Origin of the sequence: Tenacibaculum xiamenense (genome assembly GCF_964513065.1) — a bacterium.
GTDB lineage: Bacteria > Bacteroidota > Bacteroidia > Flavobacteriales > Flavobacteriaceae > Polaribacter > Polaribacter xiamenense.
The window spans coordinates 390049-407577 of record NZ_CAZEQU010000033.1; the positions used below are offsets into that span (position 1 = coordinate 390049).

Below are 17529 nucleotides of genomic sequence, written 5' to 3' on the forward strand. Positions count from 1 at the left end.
CTAGATAATGACGAAATCAACTCTGTTTATGATTTATATCATATTGTAGAAGAATTCGGCTTCATAGTTTCGCCAATATATTATTGATTATGGCTTTCTTAAAAGATAAAATACAACAGTTAAAAGAGAAAAAAAATGCTATTATATTAGCACATTATTACCAAGCTCCTGAAATACAAGATGTAGCTGATTATGTTGGTGATAGCCTTGGATTATCACAAAAAGCAGCAGAAACCAATGCTGATATCATTGTTTTTGCCGGAGTGCATTTTATGGCTGAAACCGCCAAAATTTTAAACCCTAGCAAAACAGTTGTGCTACCTGATTTGGAAGCTGGTTGTTCATTAGCTGAATCATGTTCAGCTAACGATTTTTCCGAATACATTAAAGGGCATCCTGATCATGTGGTAGTAACTTATATAAATTGTAGTGCAGAAGTTAAAGCACTTACTGATATCGTTTGTACTTCATCAAATGCTTTACAAATAATTTCCTCTATTCCTAAAGATAAACCCATCATTTTTGCCCCTGATAGGAATTTAGGTAAATACATTATGGCTAAAACAGGTAGAGATATGCTGTTATGGGATGGTAGTTGTATTGTTCATGAAGCATTTTCTATTGAAAAACTTCTAAAACTGCACCAAGAATATCCTGACTATAAAATTATTGCACATCCAGAATCTGAAGAACATATTTTGAAAACCGCGACTTATATAGGCTCTACTGCAGGAATGATAAATTATGTAAAGCAACATGCTCATCAAAAGTTTATTGTAGCTACCGAGGCAGGAATATTACATAAAATGCAACAAGAAGTACCCAATACAGAATTAATACCCGCTCCTGCTAAAGAAGATAATACTTGTGCCTGCAGTGAATGTGGTTATATGAAAGTTAATACCTTACAAAAATTATATGACTGCTTAAAAATTGAATCGCCTCAAATTGAAGTTTCTAACGATGTCAGAGATAAAGCTTTGATCCCGATTGAACGTATGCTCGAACTTTCAAAATAAAGATGACAACAAATTACTTAATTATTGGATCTGGTATTGCTGGTTTAACATTTGCGGTTAAAATTGCAGAAAAATTCCCTGGTAGAACTGTTACGATCATTACCAAAAGTAATGACGATGAAACAAATACTAAATATGCTCAAGGAGGAATTGCCGTTGTTTTGAATAATAAGGCAGATTCTTTTGACAAACATGTCAATGACACTTTGATTGCAGGAGATGGTTTATGCGATGCTTTTATAGTGAAAATGGTCGTTAGAGAAGGTCCTAAACGCCTTAAAGAGTTAATAGATTGGGGGGCAAATTTCGATACAAACAAAAATGGTTCTTTTTCTTTGGGAAAAGAAGGAGGACATTCCGAACATAGAGTGTTACATCATAAAGACATTACAGGTTATGAAATAGAAAGAGCACTGTTCCAAAGAGTAAATCAATTAAAAAACATAATTGTTTTATCATATCATTTTGCAATAGACTTAATAACAAATAAATGTTTGAATTCTACTAAAGTTACTGATTTAACCTGCTATGGAGCTTATGTATTGAATCAAAAAACAAATGAAATACTTACTATAAAAGCACAAAATACGATTTTGGCTTCTGGAGGTATAGGTACTATTTACGGACATACAACAAACCCGTTAATTGCTACTGGTGATGGTATAGCAATGGCTAATAGAGCCAAAGCCAAGATCAAGGATATGGAATTTATTCAATTCCACCCTACTGTTCTATTAAATTCAAAAAAAGGGTCTTCTTTTTTAATCTCAGAAGCTGTTAGAGGTTTTGGTGCATATTTGAGAAATAGCAAAGGCAATCGTTTCATGGTTTCATATGATAACAGAGCAGAATTAGCCTCACGAGATATTGTTTCACAGTCAATTCATAAAGAGTTAAAAAAAACTGGAGATGATTGTGTTTTTTTAGATTGCACTCATTTACCGATAGATGTATTTAAAGAAAAGTTTCCTTCCATTTACAATAAATGTCTAAGCGAGGAAATAAATGTAAGTAAAGACTGGATTCCAGTGGTACCTGCCGCCCATTATTTATGTGGTGGAGTTGTAGTAGATATGCATGGAAGAACAAGTATAACTAATTTGTTTTCTTGCGGAGAAGTTTCAAGAACTGGATTACATGGTGCAAACAGGTTAGCTTCCAATTCTTTATTGGAAGCCTTAGTATATGCCCACAACATCTTCATGTTTTTATCTGAAAACAACAACCTTCACTCTACTGTAAATGTTCCTTCTTTGAATTACAATCCTGCTCATCATACAGAAGAGCGTGTTTTAATAAAAAACATCACCAAAGAACTACAAACAATAATGCGTAGTCATGCTGGTATTGTAAGAAGTAATGATCAGCTAAACAGAGGGCTAAAAGAACTTAATATTATTTACAATAAAGTAGAAGAACTATACAAAACTTCAAAGATAACTACATCACTTTGTGAATTAAGAAATATGATTAATACTGCTTATTTAATTATTAATCAATCATTAAAACGAACGGAAAATAAAGGAGGGTATTTTAATAGTGATTATGAAACAAAAAAAACTTTAAAGAAAGATAGATGCGTTTGATTATTCTCAAAAATTAATCAAAAAATGGATTAAAATATAAGTAAGGATCTTTCCTGACAACTACATTATCTAAGTTAAATTCAATAATTACCTATCAACGAACTGATTTGTTTTTTATACTGAAGAACAAAAATATATGCCAATGCAACTAAGAAAATACTACTTCCTATTAGTAAGTAATAATTGAAGTTGGTAATTAAATATAAATTTTTCCACACTGTGATTCCTTTATAAAAAATCAAACCTTCCGTAATGACAAATGCTAACAGATATAATAAAACACTGAACCTATTGAGTTTAATCATATTGAAAAATTGAAAAAAACCTAACAAAGCCAAACTCACCACACCTAAAAACACCCAATGTAAATAGCCTATGACAAAATCGATATTAGACGATATGATTTTGGAAAAATATGGAAATACTCCTATAAATTGTAATAACAACTTAATAACGAAAGTGATAATTAGAATTTTTAACAAGAGATAAAAAATATTTGAGAAAGAAACCTTTTTTACTTTTATAGCTCTTTTCGCCTCTTTTATTAAAAAACCAAAAGCTACTATTTGTAGAATAGCTCCTAGCCCTCCAATTATATTCACCGCTATGTGTAATTTCATCCATAAGATAGAAATCGCAAATGAGAATAGTACACCTAAATTAAAAAGGTTAAAAAATAACTCAAAAACTTTTGATGATATTCGAATATTTAATCGTTCAAATATGTAAAACAATATCCCAAACAGTCCTAAAATAAACCATCCATTGTATTGAAAATGTAAATAAAAATATATTGCATTACGATACCAACTTGAAGTTGCCCCCAAGGTATTCATGATAATTCCTAGCGCCCATGGACCAATACTAGAAATTATCATGTACCATAAGGCTATCCTGATACATTTATAATAATATGTTTTTTTCAACGCTATAGGCGTGTATTTAAATACCAAATAGCTAAAAAAATATGAAGCGATTATAAACAAGGTTGAAAACAGAATAGAATATGGAGCATATCCAGTAATAGGAAAAGTAACTAGCATTCCTATAATTGATATTTGTGTTATTCCAAAAACCAACTGATATTTCTTTTTTATTACTTCATTTTTCAAGAGTAAATGATAAACTAATAACATGATTCCTGTGTATCCCCAACCTAACAAAGCCACATGGGAATGTGCATGAACAATATGGCGATAGTTAAAATTCACATATAGCACTGAAGAGAAACGTAATAATACTCCCAAAATGGCAATTAAAAGAAAATATACAAGAGCTATTTTACTTTGTACCTTAACATGGATCATGATTGCTTCTTTTTTGTGAAATTTCGCTTATAAATCACTAAAATAGTTAGTAAAACCATTCCAAAGAAAACAATATATACGAAATTAGGTATAGGAACTGGATCTCCTGATGCATAACTATGTAATCCTGATAAATAGTAATTTACTCCAAAAGAAGTCATTATTATTGTCCAAAATGCAAACATGCTCGCAATATTAATGGTAAGGAAATTATTTAGTTTTGGTACAAATCGTAAATGCAAAACAACAGCGTAAACAATAATACTAATCAAGGCCCAAGTTTCTTTTGGATCCCAGGCCCAATAGCGACCCCAACTTTCATTAGCCCATATACCACCTAAAAATGTTCCAATTGAAAGAGTAAATACTCCTACAGTCATTGATAACTCATTAATATAACTTAACTCTTTAATTTTTACGTTAATAATTTCATTGGTTTCAGACGTTTTAAATAGCATTAAAAACAACGACATAATACCTAAAACAGCAGATAAAGCTAAGGGCGCGTAGCTACTTACAATTGTTGCTACATGAATTTTTAACCAATAGGACTTTAATACAGGCATCAAATTTGTAATTTCTGGATTTAACCAATCTAGATAACTAACAAATAATAAGGCTCCAGTAAAAAGTGTTGCCAAAGGAAGAGCAAAATCGGATTTTCTAAAAGTTAATAACCCGCTTAACAATAAACACCAAGCTACAAAAATTAGCATTTCATATCCATTGCTCCATGGTGCATGTTGGGCAATATACCATCGTAAAATAATATTAAAAGTAAACAGTAGAAATGAAACAAGTGTAATTAGAATACCTATATTCCAAACAAAACCTATCCAACTTTGCTTGTAAAACATTTTAACAATTGATAGTACCAATAACAGCGCTCCAACAATAAAAAACACTTGAAACAACCAAAAGTTAATATTGGCTTTGTTATACCAAATTTCAGCTTCTAAACGACCAGATGTTGGAATTATATCAGCACTTAATACTTCTTGATATTTCTTAATGTAGTTTAATTTTTTATAAGCTTCTTCGTATTTATTATTACTTAAATCTTTAAAGTAGCTCGATAAAATAGTTTTAGAAAAGCGCCCATCCTCCTCTGTAAAATCATTAAAGTGATGGTTATAGCTAAACCAGGTATTATTGGTATCGTTTTTATTTGGAAATATTTTCAGGTAGTTACCTGTAAATAAATTATATAAAATATTAAATCTTTCATCTATTTTTAATACCTCTTTATCAAACTCATTGCGTTCAGAGGGTTTCTTTTTATTTGCGTTTTCAACCTCAGATGACAACACATAATTTCCATTCTTATCTAAAAAACTAATAAAAGAATACAATCCATTTTTTCCTTTTGGTATTGATTTTAGTAAATCTCCTGTTTTATTTGTGCTAACCTTTATTATGGGGATTCTTTGCCATAACTGTGGCATCATATGCATTCCTAAAAATACCTGATTAGCATTTAACTTTATTACCTTTTCCTTGAGAGGATATTTAAAATAGGTTTTTCTGGAAATTTTTCGGAGACATTCAGAAGCCAAAGTGTTAATGGGCTTAATCCTTCCATCCAAATCTTGAACTAATATTCTTCCAAAAACATCTGCCTGTTGTTTGTTTATTACTTGTGAAGCTACAATTTGGCTAATTTGTATTTTCTCAGAAATACTATCTTTTTTTATAGAAGCAAAAGATGGCACCGATGCCAAAACCAATAAAACGACGAGATTTCGTTTTAACTTTTTTAGTTTTTTATTTATGGTTTGAAAACGAGATCTTTTTCCAAAAAAAGTAAAAAACATACCTATTCCCATTAATAAATACCCAAAATATGTAATCCATGTTCCCCAAAAATCATGGTTTACTGAAAGTACTGTTCCTTTTTCATCTGTATCATAACTAGCTTGAAAAAAACGAAACCCTTTATAGTCAAGTACATTATTCATAAAAATTCTATAATCAAAATTTTGCCCTTTATCTATAACAGTAACCTCGCTTGCGTAAGCCGAAGGACTTGATGATCCAGGATAACGTTCTAATTGGAAATCATTCAACTTTATTTTAAATGGTGTTTGAATTGCCCCAGCTCCATAGGATAAAACTATTTTTACTCCATTCATAAAATCGACCTGGTGCTTAATTGGTAAAAAGCCTTCTCTACATAGTAAATTCACCTCTTTATTTTCATCGCCATATTTAACATTAACAACTAAAGCGTCATCTAAAGACTCATCATTATCTGTTTTCTCTTTTGTACTACTAGTTAATTTAAATTTTCCTTTTGGATTATAATCCATAGGAACAAATGAAAAATCGCCTGATCTATACAAAGTCCGGAAGGTAATTTCTTGTAAACTGTCCTTTTTTACCTTTCCTGCTTGCTGACTTGACATTATAAAAAAATCAATGGAATGCGGAGTTTTTATTTTAAGAACTCCATTTTCTTCATAGATATTTATGATTCCCTTTTTACTAGCTTCAAACCCTATTTCATGTTGGTGTTTTCCTAATTTCTCAATTTCACCTTTCTTTAAATATATAGTATTTCTGCCTTCACCCGCAGTAACAACCATTTTCAATAAAGGCTCTCCATGGATACTATCAGTAATTACTTCAGGGATTGCGTCAGCAATATATTCCTTAAAGGAAACAGAAAAAGGAGTATTATCAAACCTATCACTTATTTTAAAATCGTTGTTTTCTAATGGAGAAAAACTCAACTTTCTTTGTATGTTTTTTTTGTCTTCTCCTTTTATTATAGTGGTTGATAGTAACTTGGTATCCGAAATAATAATATTAGAAGTTGCACCTTCTCTAATTCGCATAATACCACTGTAAGAGCTATAACGAGTTACAGCAGCCCCAATTAAAATGATTATAAAAGCTAAATGAAAGAGTAAAATTGCCCACTTTTTTTTATCAAGTAAATTGTATTTAAAAATGTGTAAGAAAAAGCTAATAGCTAATCCCAACATAACAATTTCAAACCACCAAGAATCGTATATACTATTCCAAGCAACAGCGGTTCCATAGTCATTTTCAATAAAAGTAGCGCTTCCCATAGCAACAGCAAAGACTAGTAGTAGAAATAAAGCTAATGATGAAGAAGAAAAAAATTTATACAGTTTCTGCATATGTAAGTATTTAAAAAAGATAATTTTTTAAACTGTTTACTTACCGTATTAAAAAATTATCTTTTATTTATTAATGGAATTAATTATTGGCTAATTGATGCCTTTTGTACCCCATACGTTGCCTCTCTTTTTTCAGCTTTCTCAAGCCATTTTGGTAAGAGATTCTTTTTAAACTCTTCCTTTTCTTTGTGTAGCTTTTCTATATCTAAACCAATGTATTTTTGAGCTTTCTCTTTGGTTGATATATCCGGAATCTCCACTTCTTTATTATATCCTAAATCAGCAAGTAATCGTGCCAATTTTATTCGTCCCTCTGTTGCTTTATCTAAGCCACTACTTATTACACGACCTATTTCAACAGGAGCGTGAAAAGAGGCTCCATGAGCCGCTGCTGCATAATCCCAACGCCATTGTGCATGACGAATGTCCATTAAAATATCCTTCATTTGTTCTTCGGTAGCCCCTAAATCCCAACATTTTTTCGCTTCAATATGCATTTTAACTAAAGCATCTTCAAGTTTTAACCTGCTTTCTGTCGATTTTTGCTGACGTTCATAGACATTCGCTTTAAGTTTATCAGCTTCTTCACGGTGGCATACTTGGCAAGAATTGGCTACATTATTCATTGGAGATTGAATGTGGTGATCGGTAAACTTTTGTCCTCCTTCACTTTTATACGGCATGTGACAATCTGCACAAGACACTCCCCTATCAGCATGCACGCCAGTTAGGTACGTTTCATAACCAGGGTGCTGAGCCTTCAACATAGGAGCCTTACTTAATTTATGCGTCCAATCTTTAAAATTCATGTCATCGTAGTATTTTTCCATTGCTTCAACAGACATACCATTCTTCCAAGGAAATGTTAAATAAGGGACACCTTCCTTCCCTTTTTTATTTTTATCAAAATAGTATTCGACATGACATTGGGCACAAACTAAAGATCTCATTTCTTGGTGAGAGGCTTTATTTATATCCTTTCCCATTGCCTCAAAAGCTTCTACCAAGGCTGGTCTGGTTATAGTCAACTTCATTGTTTTGGAATCATGACAATCGGCACAACCTATTGGATTAACCACTTCAGCCCCATCATCTGCCCATTTACCTTTATAAAATTCTTCAATTCCTACTTCATTCATCATTCTTGGTACGTCAGGACTTTTACATGTCCAACATGTTGCTGGCATCGGACCATCACCTTCACCTTTGGGACCTCCAGTTCTTAATGTGTTTTGTATGTCCGTAACAGCATGTTGGTGCCCACGACCTTGGTTATAATCTTTGGAAAAACCATAACCAGCCCATAAAATGACTAACCGTGTATCTTCTTCAAGCATGTCACGCATTTTATTTCCACCTTGAAAAGATTCGAAATCACCTTTTTCAGTTTTCAGGAAAGATTGATATTCGGCTGGAAAGTTTTTCCCCCATTCAGAATTTCTTGGTTCATTTTCATTAATTTCTACTTGAGGAACATATTTATATTTAGCTTCGTTTTTTCTGTTAACTATGCTTGACGCCAGTAGCCCTAACAGAAAAACTACGACTACAGTTACTATAAATAATACTTTGTTTTTCATCTGTATATTTTTTATTGTCTTTAAATGATCAGATGTAACCATAGATGTTTAAAACAATTACTTTGTCATACATTTATAATTCTTCTAAACATTTTGGTTTCATTTATGTTAGTTTTTGTTTTGTATTTGTTTATTTAACCAATCAGGAATTACTGTTTCTACGTTATCAGTTGGTATAGGGGCTATGTTGTTTCGTATTGTCGATATTCCATGTACAGTACCATGTGGTAATTCTTGATGGCAAGACCAGCATTTTCTTTCTGTTCTATTTTCTTTGTGATCTTTTATCCATCCATCATATTTTACTTGAGTTACATGTTGTAAATGGCATCTTATACAGTTATCTTGTACTACTTCTTGCGATTCTTCTCTCATAAACATTACTTCAGGTTCTGCCCTTGCCGTAAAAACAGATGCATGAAACAGTCCATCTTTCGCTTTGAAATAATACTTATTCAATACATTATTATGAGGTACATGGCAATCATTACAAGAAGCTTGCTCTCTATGAGAACTATGCATCCAACTGTTATACATTGGAGTCATGACATGGCAGTTTACACAAGCCAATGGATCATCAGACATATAAGAAACTAAGGAGGCTTCTTTCGCCATAAAAAAGCCCAATCCTGTTACTATCCCTATTAGTATTATGGCCACTCTTCTCCATCGCGACCTTTTACTGGGAAGTATTTCTCTTTTTAAATTCAAGATTTGTATGTTTAAGTTAAGTTCTTAGCTCGTTTTCTAATGCAATCGCTTTGGGATGTAGAATGTTATTTTCTAGATGAATATGTTTATGTAAATCTTGTTCAAACTCCTGTAATTTTGAATACAAAGCCCTAAAAGTATTGCATGCATGTGGTGGAGGTGAATAACGGTTTGTCAACTTGGCTATTGTTTTAAACACATCACCTGCATTATCATGTTCATGCTCCATCATATTTATAGGATTATTAATTGTTCCAAAAGGAGGTGTTACTCTTTTACGTCCTTCCTTTTTAGCCACTACAAGTTGTTTTATAAAAGGAAAAAGTATTTGTTCTTCCTTTTGTAAATGGCTTATAAGTTCATTGGCCACCTCATGAAAAAGTTTATTTATTTTTAAAACTTCAGGATAGTGTGTTCCATGCACTTTGGCCACTTTATTTGCATACTCAGATAATATGGGTAAGCTATCTCTTACATAGGTATGGTGCTTATTTTCTATGTGTGTCATTAAAAAATCAAGATCCCAATTATCATAATCTTCATTAACATCATTAACCACATCAACACATGAAAGCTCTTTTAAAAGTGTCTTAAAATTAATTTCATTTTTTTCACAAGCCTTTTCAAGAGAAATGTTTCCTCCACAGCAAAAATCTATACCGTGTTTTTTAAAAATGTGGGCAGTTTTTATGTTTTCGGTAACATAATTTGCTACCGTTTTACTTTTAGAAATAATCATAATGTGTATATCGTTTTATTTGCTAGAGAATAATGTAGGTTTGATTGTTACCATTACCCATCCCCAGTTGTTAATATTATCGTCATGATTTGACTTTAGTACTTTCATTCCCTCAGAAGCAAACATTTGAGAATACCCAGCCTTTAAACCAATTTCGTTAGAAAACTTGTAACTATAAACTAAATCAAGCTCCGTTCCCAATTGTTTAGACACTGTATTATTAAGATCTGCCGCTGCAGAAAAATTGTGAAGAGCTGCGACTAATTTTGATTTTTTATTTAAGAGATAACTTCCTTTAAGATATACATCCAGTAAACCAACGCTATTTATATGGTTTCCTACATAGAAGTAATCCATTAAACCATTAAACTTATGGTTAGTTCCATAAAATGGATTAAAAGCATTATTTGTGCCCGATGTATTGTTATAATCATTTCCACTCTGTAATTCGCCTCCGAATACTACCGTAAACCTATCAGATGTTTTATAAGCCGCTTCCAATCCAATTAAATAAGCACTAAGATCGTTGTTGCTAACATCTTCTCCCATTTGATAATATAAATTAGCCGTAAGGTTCAAATTATTAAACTTTGATTTAAGGTGAGTACCAATAGTTTGACTATAATTGATTCCATTTGCCCCTTGAAGACCATTATTAAGAAATAAAAAACTTCCCGAAAAATTATCCCAATTGTTATGTAACCACAGATATTGCATAGCCTTATAAGTATTAGGTGTTTCTAAATTCGTTCCAGTCAATCTTTCTTTAGATTGGTTAAATGCCAACCCAACATCAAACTTTAGTTGCCCTTTTTTATACTTTAACATTGCCATGTCATGACTTCTAGCTTGTTGTGCCCATGCCACATTTCCAAAGATTCTACTGTCATCATAATCCACTTCTTGACGTCCAAGTTTTAAAGAGAATTCTGAATCTAGAAGTATTTCGGCCCAAGCTTGTTGTATAGCCAATCCATTTGCATCTGAAGTGTTTAATTGTGGAACGTCTCCCCAAACTCTTACATCTTGAAGACTTATATAAAAATTTAGTTTGTCAATAGAGTATTTTGTATTTAATCTGGTTCTCTGAGATACAAATAAGGCAGCATTTTCATTATCTGCAATAAGTGTTTTAAAACCATGTCGGTATTCTGATCTTGGTCGAATTTCTGCATCAATTTTTAATTGTGAAAAAGAAATTGAAGAAGTTATGATCAATATCAGAACTAAGTATTTGTTTGTCTTCATTTTGCTCAATTTATGTTACAAAACAAATTTCGAAACAAAGAACATTTTAAATCATGACAAAAATCATAAACGAAGAAAACAGAGGTTAATTCATGTATTTTTCCTAAAAAATTTATTGGCAATTTTATTTTAAAAAAGGTAATTCTACGATACCCAAACTAAAAAGGTTTTTGACATAATTGTAGGAAGGAATATTTTACGGATAAACAAAACCGTTTTATGCGGTTATCCGGAAAATATATAGGGATAACTGTTATATTTGCGAGGATATAACTAGTTACAAATAATTTGAATCAAATTTAATGCTATGAAAAAACTGAATTTATTGATTGGATTTTTAATTGGGCTTATTATTTTATCTTGCTCGAAAGAGGACGAATCTGGAAATCAAGACCCAATAATTGGAAATTGGAATCTTAAATCCGTAAAAAAACTCGATTTAGATGAAGTCCTAATATCGGAAGAATCACTTTCTGAATGTGAAGAAAGAAATGTTATGACATTTTCTTCTAATCAAGATTATACTTTCTCAAAATTTAATGAAGCCCAAAACGGAGGTTGTTACGACTCAGTTGAATCGATTTCCAATGGAATTTGGTCTTATAGTTCAACAAACGGTTATCAAATATCTGGTATAGCAATTTTTGAGCTTGGAGTTGTTGATTTAAGTCAAAAATATGACGAAATGATTTTATCAAATAATAATAAGCTTTTGACTGTCCGAAAAGAAACTCGAGGTATTGATGGTGCAGGTAATCTATTGTTCGGGTCAATATTAATCCAAGAATATTCAAAAGATTAAAAACTATTGTAACATTGTATAAAAATAATAGCGGTTTAATAACTAAAATAGAAGTAAGTAAGTATAAAAAAGTCTGTGTTTAACCGAAATTTAGTGTTTATAAATCCGCTACTATACTTATACGATACGTTAGCAATAATTAGAAAAAGAATATGGAAATAGAATACTCAGAAGAAGAAGATCAATATTATTCATTGATAACCTTAAAATCACTCAATCAATTTAAAAAAGGCAATCGACCGTTAAACGACTTTATATGTATTGATTTTTTTGGTTTTGGAGATGAACCCAGCAAAGAACAATTAAATGCTTATAAATTTCTCTTAGAAAATGAAGAAAAGATATTTAATTCTTTAATCATTGGAGCAGTAAACTCATATAATTCCATTTACTTAAAGAGATTTGAAAAACACATAGAGTTTTTGCCTAAAATAACAGATACCTGTGATTTAAAAAAAGCTATATCAATAGAGAATATAATAATTTCAGATAACCATAAAAATGATTCCTCGTTTATTATGTTCAAAGGTGAATGTAACTGGGATGAGGAACATGGTGTTTGTCTTGTTATGTTAAAAGATGAATTTATAACAATGCAGTCTTGGGACTATCACCACAGATAAACTATTGCTAACAAAATGTATAATTAATTGCTAATTCCACTCTATTTAAGAAACTACGTACTGAAATGAAATATCAATAATTTTTATTTACATTTGGTAAAAAAAATCGCATCTAATCATACACCAAACAATTGCAAACATTATGAAAAACTTACCACAAATTTTCTTAATTATACTAATGATGGGGTGTTCTTCTTCTAATAATTTGATTGAGAAAGAACCATATTTATACGTAATAGAAAACCTTGATGGCTCACAAATAAAAGTAAAAAGTCACTTGATAGATAGCCTAGTTAATGAGGATTACAAAACCCTGAAAAATCACCTAAATAATATTTCTGGCAAGCAAATAGATTTTGATAAAAAAATTATCATAAACTTCATCGACAATGACCCAATAGTATACAAAAAAAACTATCAAGTTCCTTGGGACATCTTTTACGGAAATATGGAAAATGATTTAATTAGATTTGGTCAATCCAATCACTTTTGGGTTATAAATAAAAGAGTTAAAGACTTGTATTATTATCACGGAAATAAAATTAACTGGATTGTTGATGAAAATAACATAATTAGGGAATTGTTTTTCAGATATGATGGGCTAAACGGTGGTTTCGTAATAATAAAACCGAATGGCAATTATTTCCTAAAAATTGGTGAATATCAAAAATCTGATGTACTAAAAACACATAATGAATTTAAATAAAACCTTTGTCGACAATGTATAACCACAATTACGGCGGATTCGACTGCGTCCGAATCCATTCGGAATTGCTAACGTCTATGTTTAACCGAAAATTAACGCATATTAACCCGTAACTGACCGTTATACTAGACCGTTAGTAGCAATTAGAAAAAACATCATTTTAATTTTGATAATTTCCGCACTTATTTCATGCCAAAATGAGAGAAAACAAAACTATATAAAAACGAGAGATGATTTAGTATTGAAAATTGAACCATTTGAAACTAAATCAAAAACTTTTGATTATCTGCAAAATAATGATTCACTTGAATATTTAGTTTTCGCTGGAAAGATAAAAATTAATCATATTATTGATTTTATTTTTAATACAATATGTAGGTTATGGACATCTATTCTGAAAAACGCCACACAACAACACCTAAACTGCATTAAAACGCAGCTTAGTCAAAACAGTTAGCAGCAATAAAAATGAACAAAGTTAAAATTGAAATTTATCATAAAGAAGAGAAAGTAACCACTACTCTTTATGTTGAACAAATATCTGAAAATAAATTTCGGATGATTGACAACGACTTCTGCAACTCTAAATTGACTTTGGGAACGGAATTCGAAACGAAAATAAACAAAGAGAAAAAACACGAAATAACAAAAATCACAAAGGAATCGGAATTCATTACTCGTAGATTTGGATTAACACCAAACCATAAAGAATCTGATTATAGAATGCTCGGAGAGGAATTGACAAAGAGAGGTGGATTTTGGCAATTAGACCTTGGTAGTATTGCGACTGTTAACATCCCAAAAGGTTTTGAATTTGACATTGACCAAATAATCAAAGATTTGGATTTAAAACTGGTAGAAATAACCGAATGAAATACTTCAAACGAAATTGGAATGAAACGCGTGGAGATCAATATGACAGTTGGGGGAAATTGATTTGGTTTTTTGAGACAGATATTAATGGAGAAGTTTTAAGACAAATTGAGGCTTATGAGAACGGAAAAGTCTTGAAATATGACAATCAAAATATTGAGGACGAATTTGGTGGACTTACCGATCATAATCTTGATTTGATTGAATTTGAAGAGTTTTCAATAGAAAAAGAAGAGTTTGAAAACAAATGGAAATAAAAGCCAGTGTACAAAATTGACCATAATTCATTGTGGTTTTGTGTCACATCAAAATAAAAGTATAAATCAATGGCTGATTTCTAAGTGGAATAATCCTGAGGATGATTCAACAACTAAATCATAGCAAAACGTTTGCAGTAATTAACCAAAATAATATCTTTGAAAAAAAATATAATATGAAAAAAGTTACCCTATTCCTTTTCTTTATTTACCACCTTTCTTTCTCTCAAGTAAACTTTACAGGAGGACAAACTTTAATAGACAAAACAACATTTTCTAATAATGTTTCTGCATTAGCTTCCGCAGATTTAAACAATAATGGTTTTAAAGAAATTATTGTAGGTTCTTATTATGATAATAAAATTGTTTTCTACAAAAACATAAATGGAAACATACAGCACTATCAAAGAGAAGTTTTAGAATTTGATGCAGACAGGTCTCATTATTCTGAGTTCGACATAATTTGTAAAGATTTAAATAAAGATGGTTTCACAGATATTATTGTAACCAATAGTAATACCGACATCGTTTATTGGTATAAAAACTTAGGTAGCTATAATTTTTCTTCAAAAATTATTATTGACGATACGATAGACAAACCATCTGCCATTCTTGCAGAAGATATTGATAAAGATGGAGATATAGATTTAATTGTTGGCTCTAATAATGATGATAACGTAAGTTTATTTACTAATGATGGAAACAACAATTTTACTTCTAAAAGAGTTTTATTCAATACTAGTTATGGAGTAACAAAAATTAAATTAGCAGATTTAGACAATAATGGTTTTTTAGACATTATTAGTGGAAATGAGTCTGGCGGTATTTCTTGGGTGAAAAATATTGATGGTATAAATTTTGGTGAAAAATTATATTTAGCAGGCGGTTCTGGTGAAGGTTTTGATTTCGATTTTTTTGACATTGATAATGACGGTTTTTTAGACGTTTTTCTTATTTCAAATTATGACGATAATATCACCTATCAATTAAATGAAAATGGAAACTCTTTTTCTTATGAAAAACAAATAATAGGTAACACCATAGAAGATTTTTTAAATTTTAAAATAGTAGATTTAAATAAAGATGGCTTTAAAGACATAGTAGCCACCACAAAATATCGTAATGACAAACTAGGGTGGTTTCAACAAAATGAAGATGGTACTTTTACTAACTTTAAAGAAATTTCTTCTAGCGTTAAAAATGTAAAATATCTACTAATAGAAGATTTAGAAAACGATGGAGATTTGGAAATAATTACGGCCTCTTATAAATACAACGATGCTAAAAATCAAAAAATAGCAACCTTCAAGTATAACAGTACAGAAAACAGTTATAAAGAAACTATTATTGATTTTTATATAGGCGCAGCAAACGTTGTTAAAATTGTCGATTTAGATAATGATGGTAAAAATGATATTGTATCTGGTTTTCAATCTATTGTTTGGAATAAAAACCAAGGGGACAATATTTTTTCTTCTCACATATTAATATCAGAAGATATTACTGGTTTTATTACCGATTTACAGTTTACAGATTTTAATTCTGATGGTTTTATAGATATTATCGCGAGTGCTGTAAATGCTATAGAAATTTATGAAAATAAAAATGGTGTTCATTTTGAATTCATAAAGAATATAGACATAGACAAGAGTGTAGAACATATTGAATTAAGTGATGTTAATGGCGATAATTTAATGGATATTGTATTATCTCATTCAGTTGGAACAAACCCAATAAGTGTTCTTTTTAATGATCAAAACTTTAATTTTCTACCAATAAAATCAGCTTATACTGCTACAAACGGCAACTATAAAGCGTATTCCTTTAAATGTGGAGACATGGATGCTGATGGCGATAATGATATTGTTGTTGGAGAAAGAGATAACCGAAGTCTCATTTGGTTAGAAAATGATGGTACAGGTAATTTTGAAAAACATATCATCGCTAATTCAATTGCTTGCGATGATATTGATCTTGGAGATGTAGATAATAATAGCACATTAGACATTGTTGCTTCTGGTGATAATGATTACGGTAACTCTGATTTTAATTTTTTTAAAAACAATGTATCTAATGAAACAGGGCTAACCTTCGAGCAAATTAAAATAGATGTGCAAAGCCTTCAATCCGTAGTATTGGCAGATATCAATAATGACAATTATTTGGATATAATAGGTACTTCTTGCGAGGCTTATTCACCTTTTGATGAAAGAATATTTTACTATCTTAATAATGGTAACCTATTTGAAAACGCCGTTAATATCGAAAGTTTAGGAGAACAACAAAGTTTAGATAAAAATGCAGCTTTAGGAGACCTAAATAATGATGGAAAATTAGATATTGTTTCTAGTTATTATTTTACTAACAGCATAAAGTACTTTTTAAACGACACAACATTATCTACAGAAAATTTCATTTCTAAAAAAGAGATTTTTAAAATTTTCCCAAATCCTAGCAATCATTTCATTTCTTGGGATACAACTTTAAAGTTATCACTAATTGAAATATACAACCCTCTTGGTAAAAGAGTTTACAAAAATGCGAACAAGCTAAAAGACAGTAAATTAAAAATTGATTTCCTATCAAAAGGATTATACTTTATAAAAGCTATAGACAAAACAAATAATGAATATTCCACAAAATTAATCATAAAATAGTTTAAACTAAGTATTGAACTTTACAATGAAAATTTAAAGCATTGATTTATCCTAACAAGAAAAACTCAGAAGAACGAAATCAGTTTGCATTGCTGACTAAAAAATGGATAGATACCTTAAAAGGATTTTAGGGAAATAAAAAAATATGAAAAAATAACAACGTCAAACATTGTATAAAACAATAGCGGTTTAATGGTCAGAGCGAAATAAAGTAAAAATAAAAATGGTCCGTTATAACAGAAAAGATAGTGCATCTAAACCCGCTACTAATCATA

14 protein-coding genes are annotated in these 17529 nt (G+C 30.7%); 8 read left to right on the plus strand and 6 right to left on the minus strand.

Going from position 1 to position 17529, the window contains the following annotated elements; translation table 11 throughout:
- Positions 1 to 89: 89 nt before the first annotated feature.
- Both nadA and nadB read left to right on the plus strand, forming a co-directional pair.
- Complete coding sequence (nadA, locus tag ACKTTV_RS12730) at positions 90 to 1019, plus strand: quinolinate synthase NadA (protein WP_408031222.1); 930 nt, start codon at positions 90 to 92, stop codon at positions 1017 to 1019.
- Positions 1020 to 1021: 2 nt separating this feature from the next.
- A complete protein-coding gene (nadB, locus tag ACKTTV_RS12735) occupies positions 1022 to 2605 on the plus strand; it encodes an L-aspartate oxidase (protein ID WP_408031223.1) in 1584 nt (527 codons plus the stop codon).
- A gap of 80 nt (positions 2606 to 2685) precedes the next feature.
- Here nadB and ACKTTV_RS12740 read toward each other — a convergent pair whose 3' ends face one another.
- The 6 genes from ACKTTV_RS12740 to ACKTTV_RS12765 form a co-directional block, all read right to left on the minus strand.
- Positions 2686 to 3912, minus strand: a complete 1227-nt coding sequence (locus tag ACKTTV_RS12740; protein ID WP_408031224.1) for a hypothetical protein — start codon at positions 3910 to 3912, stop codon at positions 2686 to 2688.
- A complete protein-coding gene (ccsA, locus tag ACKTTV_RS12745) occupies positions 3909 to 7058 on the minus strand; it encodes a cytochrome c biogenesis protein (protein WP_408031225.1) in 3150 nt (1049 codons plus the stop codon). The genes ACKTTV_RS12740 and ccsA overlap by 4 nt, the downstream gene beginning before the upstream one ends.
- A gap of 83 nt (positions 7059 to 7141) precedes the next feature.
- Positions 7142 to 8638 carry an ammonia-forming cytochrome c nitrite reductase gene (gene nrfA / locus ACKTTV_RS12750; protein WP_408031226.1) on the minus strand — a complete coding sequence of 499 codons (1497 nt, stop codon included), beginning with the start codon at positions 8636 to 8638 and terminating at the stop codon, positions 7142 to 7144.
- A 108-nt stretch (positions 8639 to 8746) separates the two neighbouring features.
- On the minus strand, positions 8747 to 9349 hold the full coding sequence (gene nrfH, locus ACKTTV_RS12755; RefSeq protein WP_408031227.1) for a cytochrome c nitrite reductase small subunit: 603 nt from the start codon (positions 9347 to 9349) through the stop codon (positions 8747 to 8749).
- Between the two features lie 16 nt (positions 9350 to 9365).
- On the minus strand, positions 9366 to 10088 hold the full coding sequence (ric, locus tag ACKTTV_RS12760; RefSeq protein WP_408031228.1) for an iron-sulfur cluster repair di-iron protein: 723 nt from the start codon (positions 10086 to 10088) through the stop codon (positions 9366 to 9368).
- Between the two features lie 15 nt (positions 10089 to 10103).
- The gene (locus tag ACKTTV_RS12765; RefSeq protein WP_408031229.1) at positions 10104 to 11336 is read right to left on the minus strand and encodes an alginate export family protein; all 1233 of its coding nucleotides are present in this window, start codon (positions 11334 to 11336) and stop codon (positions 10104 to 10106) included.
- 307 nt (positions 11337 to 11643) lie between these two features.
- On the opposite strand from ACKTTV_RS12765, the gene ACKTTV_RS12770 reads away from it, so the two are divergent.
- The 6 genes from ACKTTV_RS12770 to ACKTTV_RS12795 all read left to right on the plus strand — a co-directional run bounded on the left by ACKTTV_RS12770 (position 11644) and on the right by ACKTTV_RS12795 (position 17254).
- Positions 11644 to 12138 carry a lipocalin family protein gene (locus ACKTTV_RS12770; RefSeq protein WP_408031230.1) on the plus strand — a complete coding sequence of 165 codons (495 nt, stop codon included), beginning with the start codon at positions 11644 to 11646 and terminating at the stop codon, positions 12136 to 12138.
- Between the two features lie 152 nt (positions 12139 to 12290).
- Complete coding sequence (locus ACKTTV_RS12775; RefSeq protein WP_408031231.1) at positions 12291 to 12761, plus strand: DUF6985 domain-containing protein; 471 nt, start codon at positions 12291 to 12293, stop codon at positions 12759 to 12761.
- Positions 12762 to 12903: 142 nt separating this feature from the next.
- On the plus strand, positions 12904 to 13467 hold the full coding sequence (locus ACKTTV_RS12780; RefSeq protein WP_408031232.1) for a hypothetical protein: 564 nt from the start codon (positions 12904 to 12906) through the stop codon (positions 13465 to 13467).
- Between the two features lie 468 nt (positions 13468 to 13935).
- Positions 13936 to 14340, plus strand: a complete 405-nt coding sequence (locus tag ACKTTV_RS12785; protein ID WP_408031233.1) for a hypothetical protein — start codon at positions 13936 to 13938, stop codon at positions 14338 to 14340.
- On the plus strand, positions 14337 to 14597 hold the full coding sequence (locus tag ACKTTV_RS12790; RefSeq protein ID WP_408031234.1) for a hypothetical protein: 261 nt from the start codon (positions 14337 to 14339) through the stop codon (positions 14595 to 14597). The genes ACKTTV_RS12785 and ACKTTV_RS12790 overlap by 4 nt, the downstream gene beginning before the upstream one ends.
- Before the next feature lie 176 nt (positions 14598 to 14773).
- A complete protein-coding gene (locus tag ACKTTV_RS12795; RefSeq protein WP_408031235.1) occupies positions 14774 to 17254 on the plus strand; it encodes an FG-GAP-like repeat-containing protein in 2481 nt (826 codons plus the stop codon).
- The last annotated feature ends 275 nt before the right edge of the window (positions 17255 to 17529 follow it).

What these genes read in the sequence shown, in the direction of transcription:
- ACKTTV_RS12740 (WP_408031224.1), bottom strand. Translation starts at nt 3,912, where the DNA reads ATGATCCATGTTAAGGTACAAAGTAAAATAGCTCTTGTATATTTTCTT.
- nrfA (WP_408031226.1), bottom strand. Translation starts at nt 8,638, where the DNA reads ATGAAAAACAAAGTATTATTTATAGTAACTGTAGTCGTAGTTTTTCTG.
- ACKTTV_RS12765 (WP_408031229.1), bottom strand. Translation starts at nt 11,336, where the DNA reads ATGAAGACAAACAAATACTTAGTTCTGATATTGATCATAACTTCTTCA.
- ACKTTV_RS12780 (WP_408031232.1), top strand. Translation starts at nt 12,904, where the DNA reads ATGAAAAACTTACCACAAATTTTCTTAATTATACTAATGATGGGGTGT.
- ACKTTV_RS12775 (WP_408031231.1), top strand. Translation starts at nt 12,291, where the DNA reads ATGGAAATAGAATACTCAGAAGAAGAAGATCAATATTATTCATTGATA.
- ACKTTV_RS12795 (WP_408031235.1), top strand. Translation starts at nt 14,774, where the DNA reads ATGAAAAAAGTTACCCTATTCCTTTTCTTTATTTACCACCTTTCTTTC.
- ACKTTV_RS12785 (WP_408031233.1), top strand. Translation starts at nt 13,936, where the DNA reads ATGAACAAAGTTAAAATTGAAATTTATCATAAAGAAGAGAAAGTAACC.
- ccsA (WP_408031225.1), bottom strand. Translation starts at nt 7,058, where the DNA reads ATGCAGAAACTGTATAAATTTTTTTCTTCTTCATCATTAGCTTTATTT.
- ACKTTV_RS12770 (WP_408031230.1), top strand. Translation starts at nt 11,644, where the DNA reads ATGAAAAAACTGAATTTATTGATTGGATTTTTAATTGGGCTTATTATT.
- ric (WP_408031228.1), bottom strand. Translation starts at nt 10,088, where the DNA reads ATGATTATTTCTAAAAGTAAAACGGTAGCAAATTATGTTACCGAAAAC.
- ACKTTV_RS12790 (WP_408031234.1), top strand. Translation starts at nt 14,337, where the DNA reads ATGAAATACTTCAAACGAAATTGGAATGAAACGCGTGGAGATCAATAT.
- nadB (WP_408031223.1), top strand. Translation starts at nt 1,022, where the DNA reads ATGACAACAAATTACTTAATTATTGGATCTGGTATTGCTGGTTTAACA.
- nadA (WP_408031222.1), top strand. Translation starts at nt 90, where the DNA reads ATGGCTTTCTTAAAAGATAAAATACAACAGTTAAAAGAGAAAAAAAAT.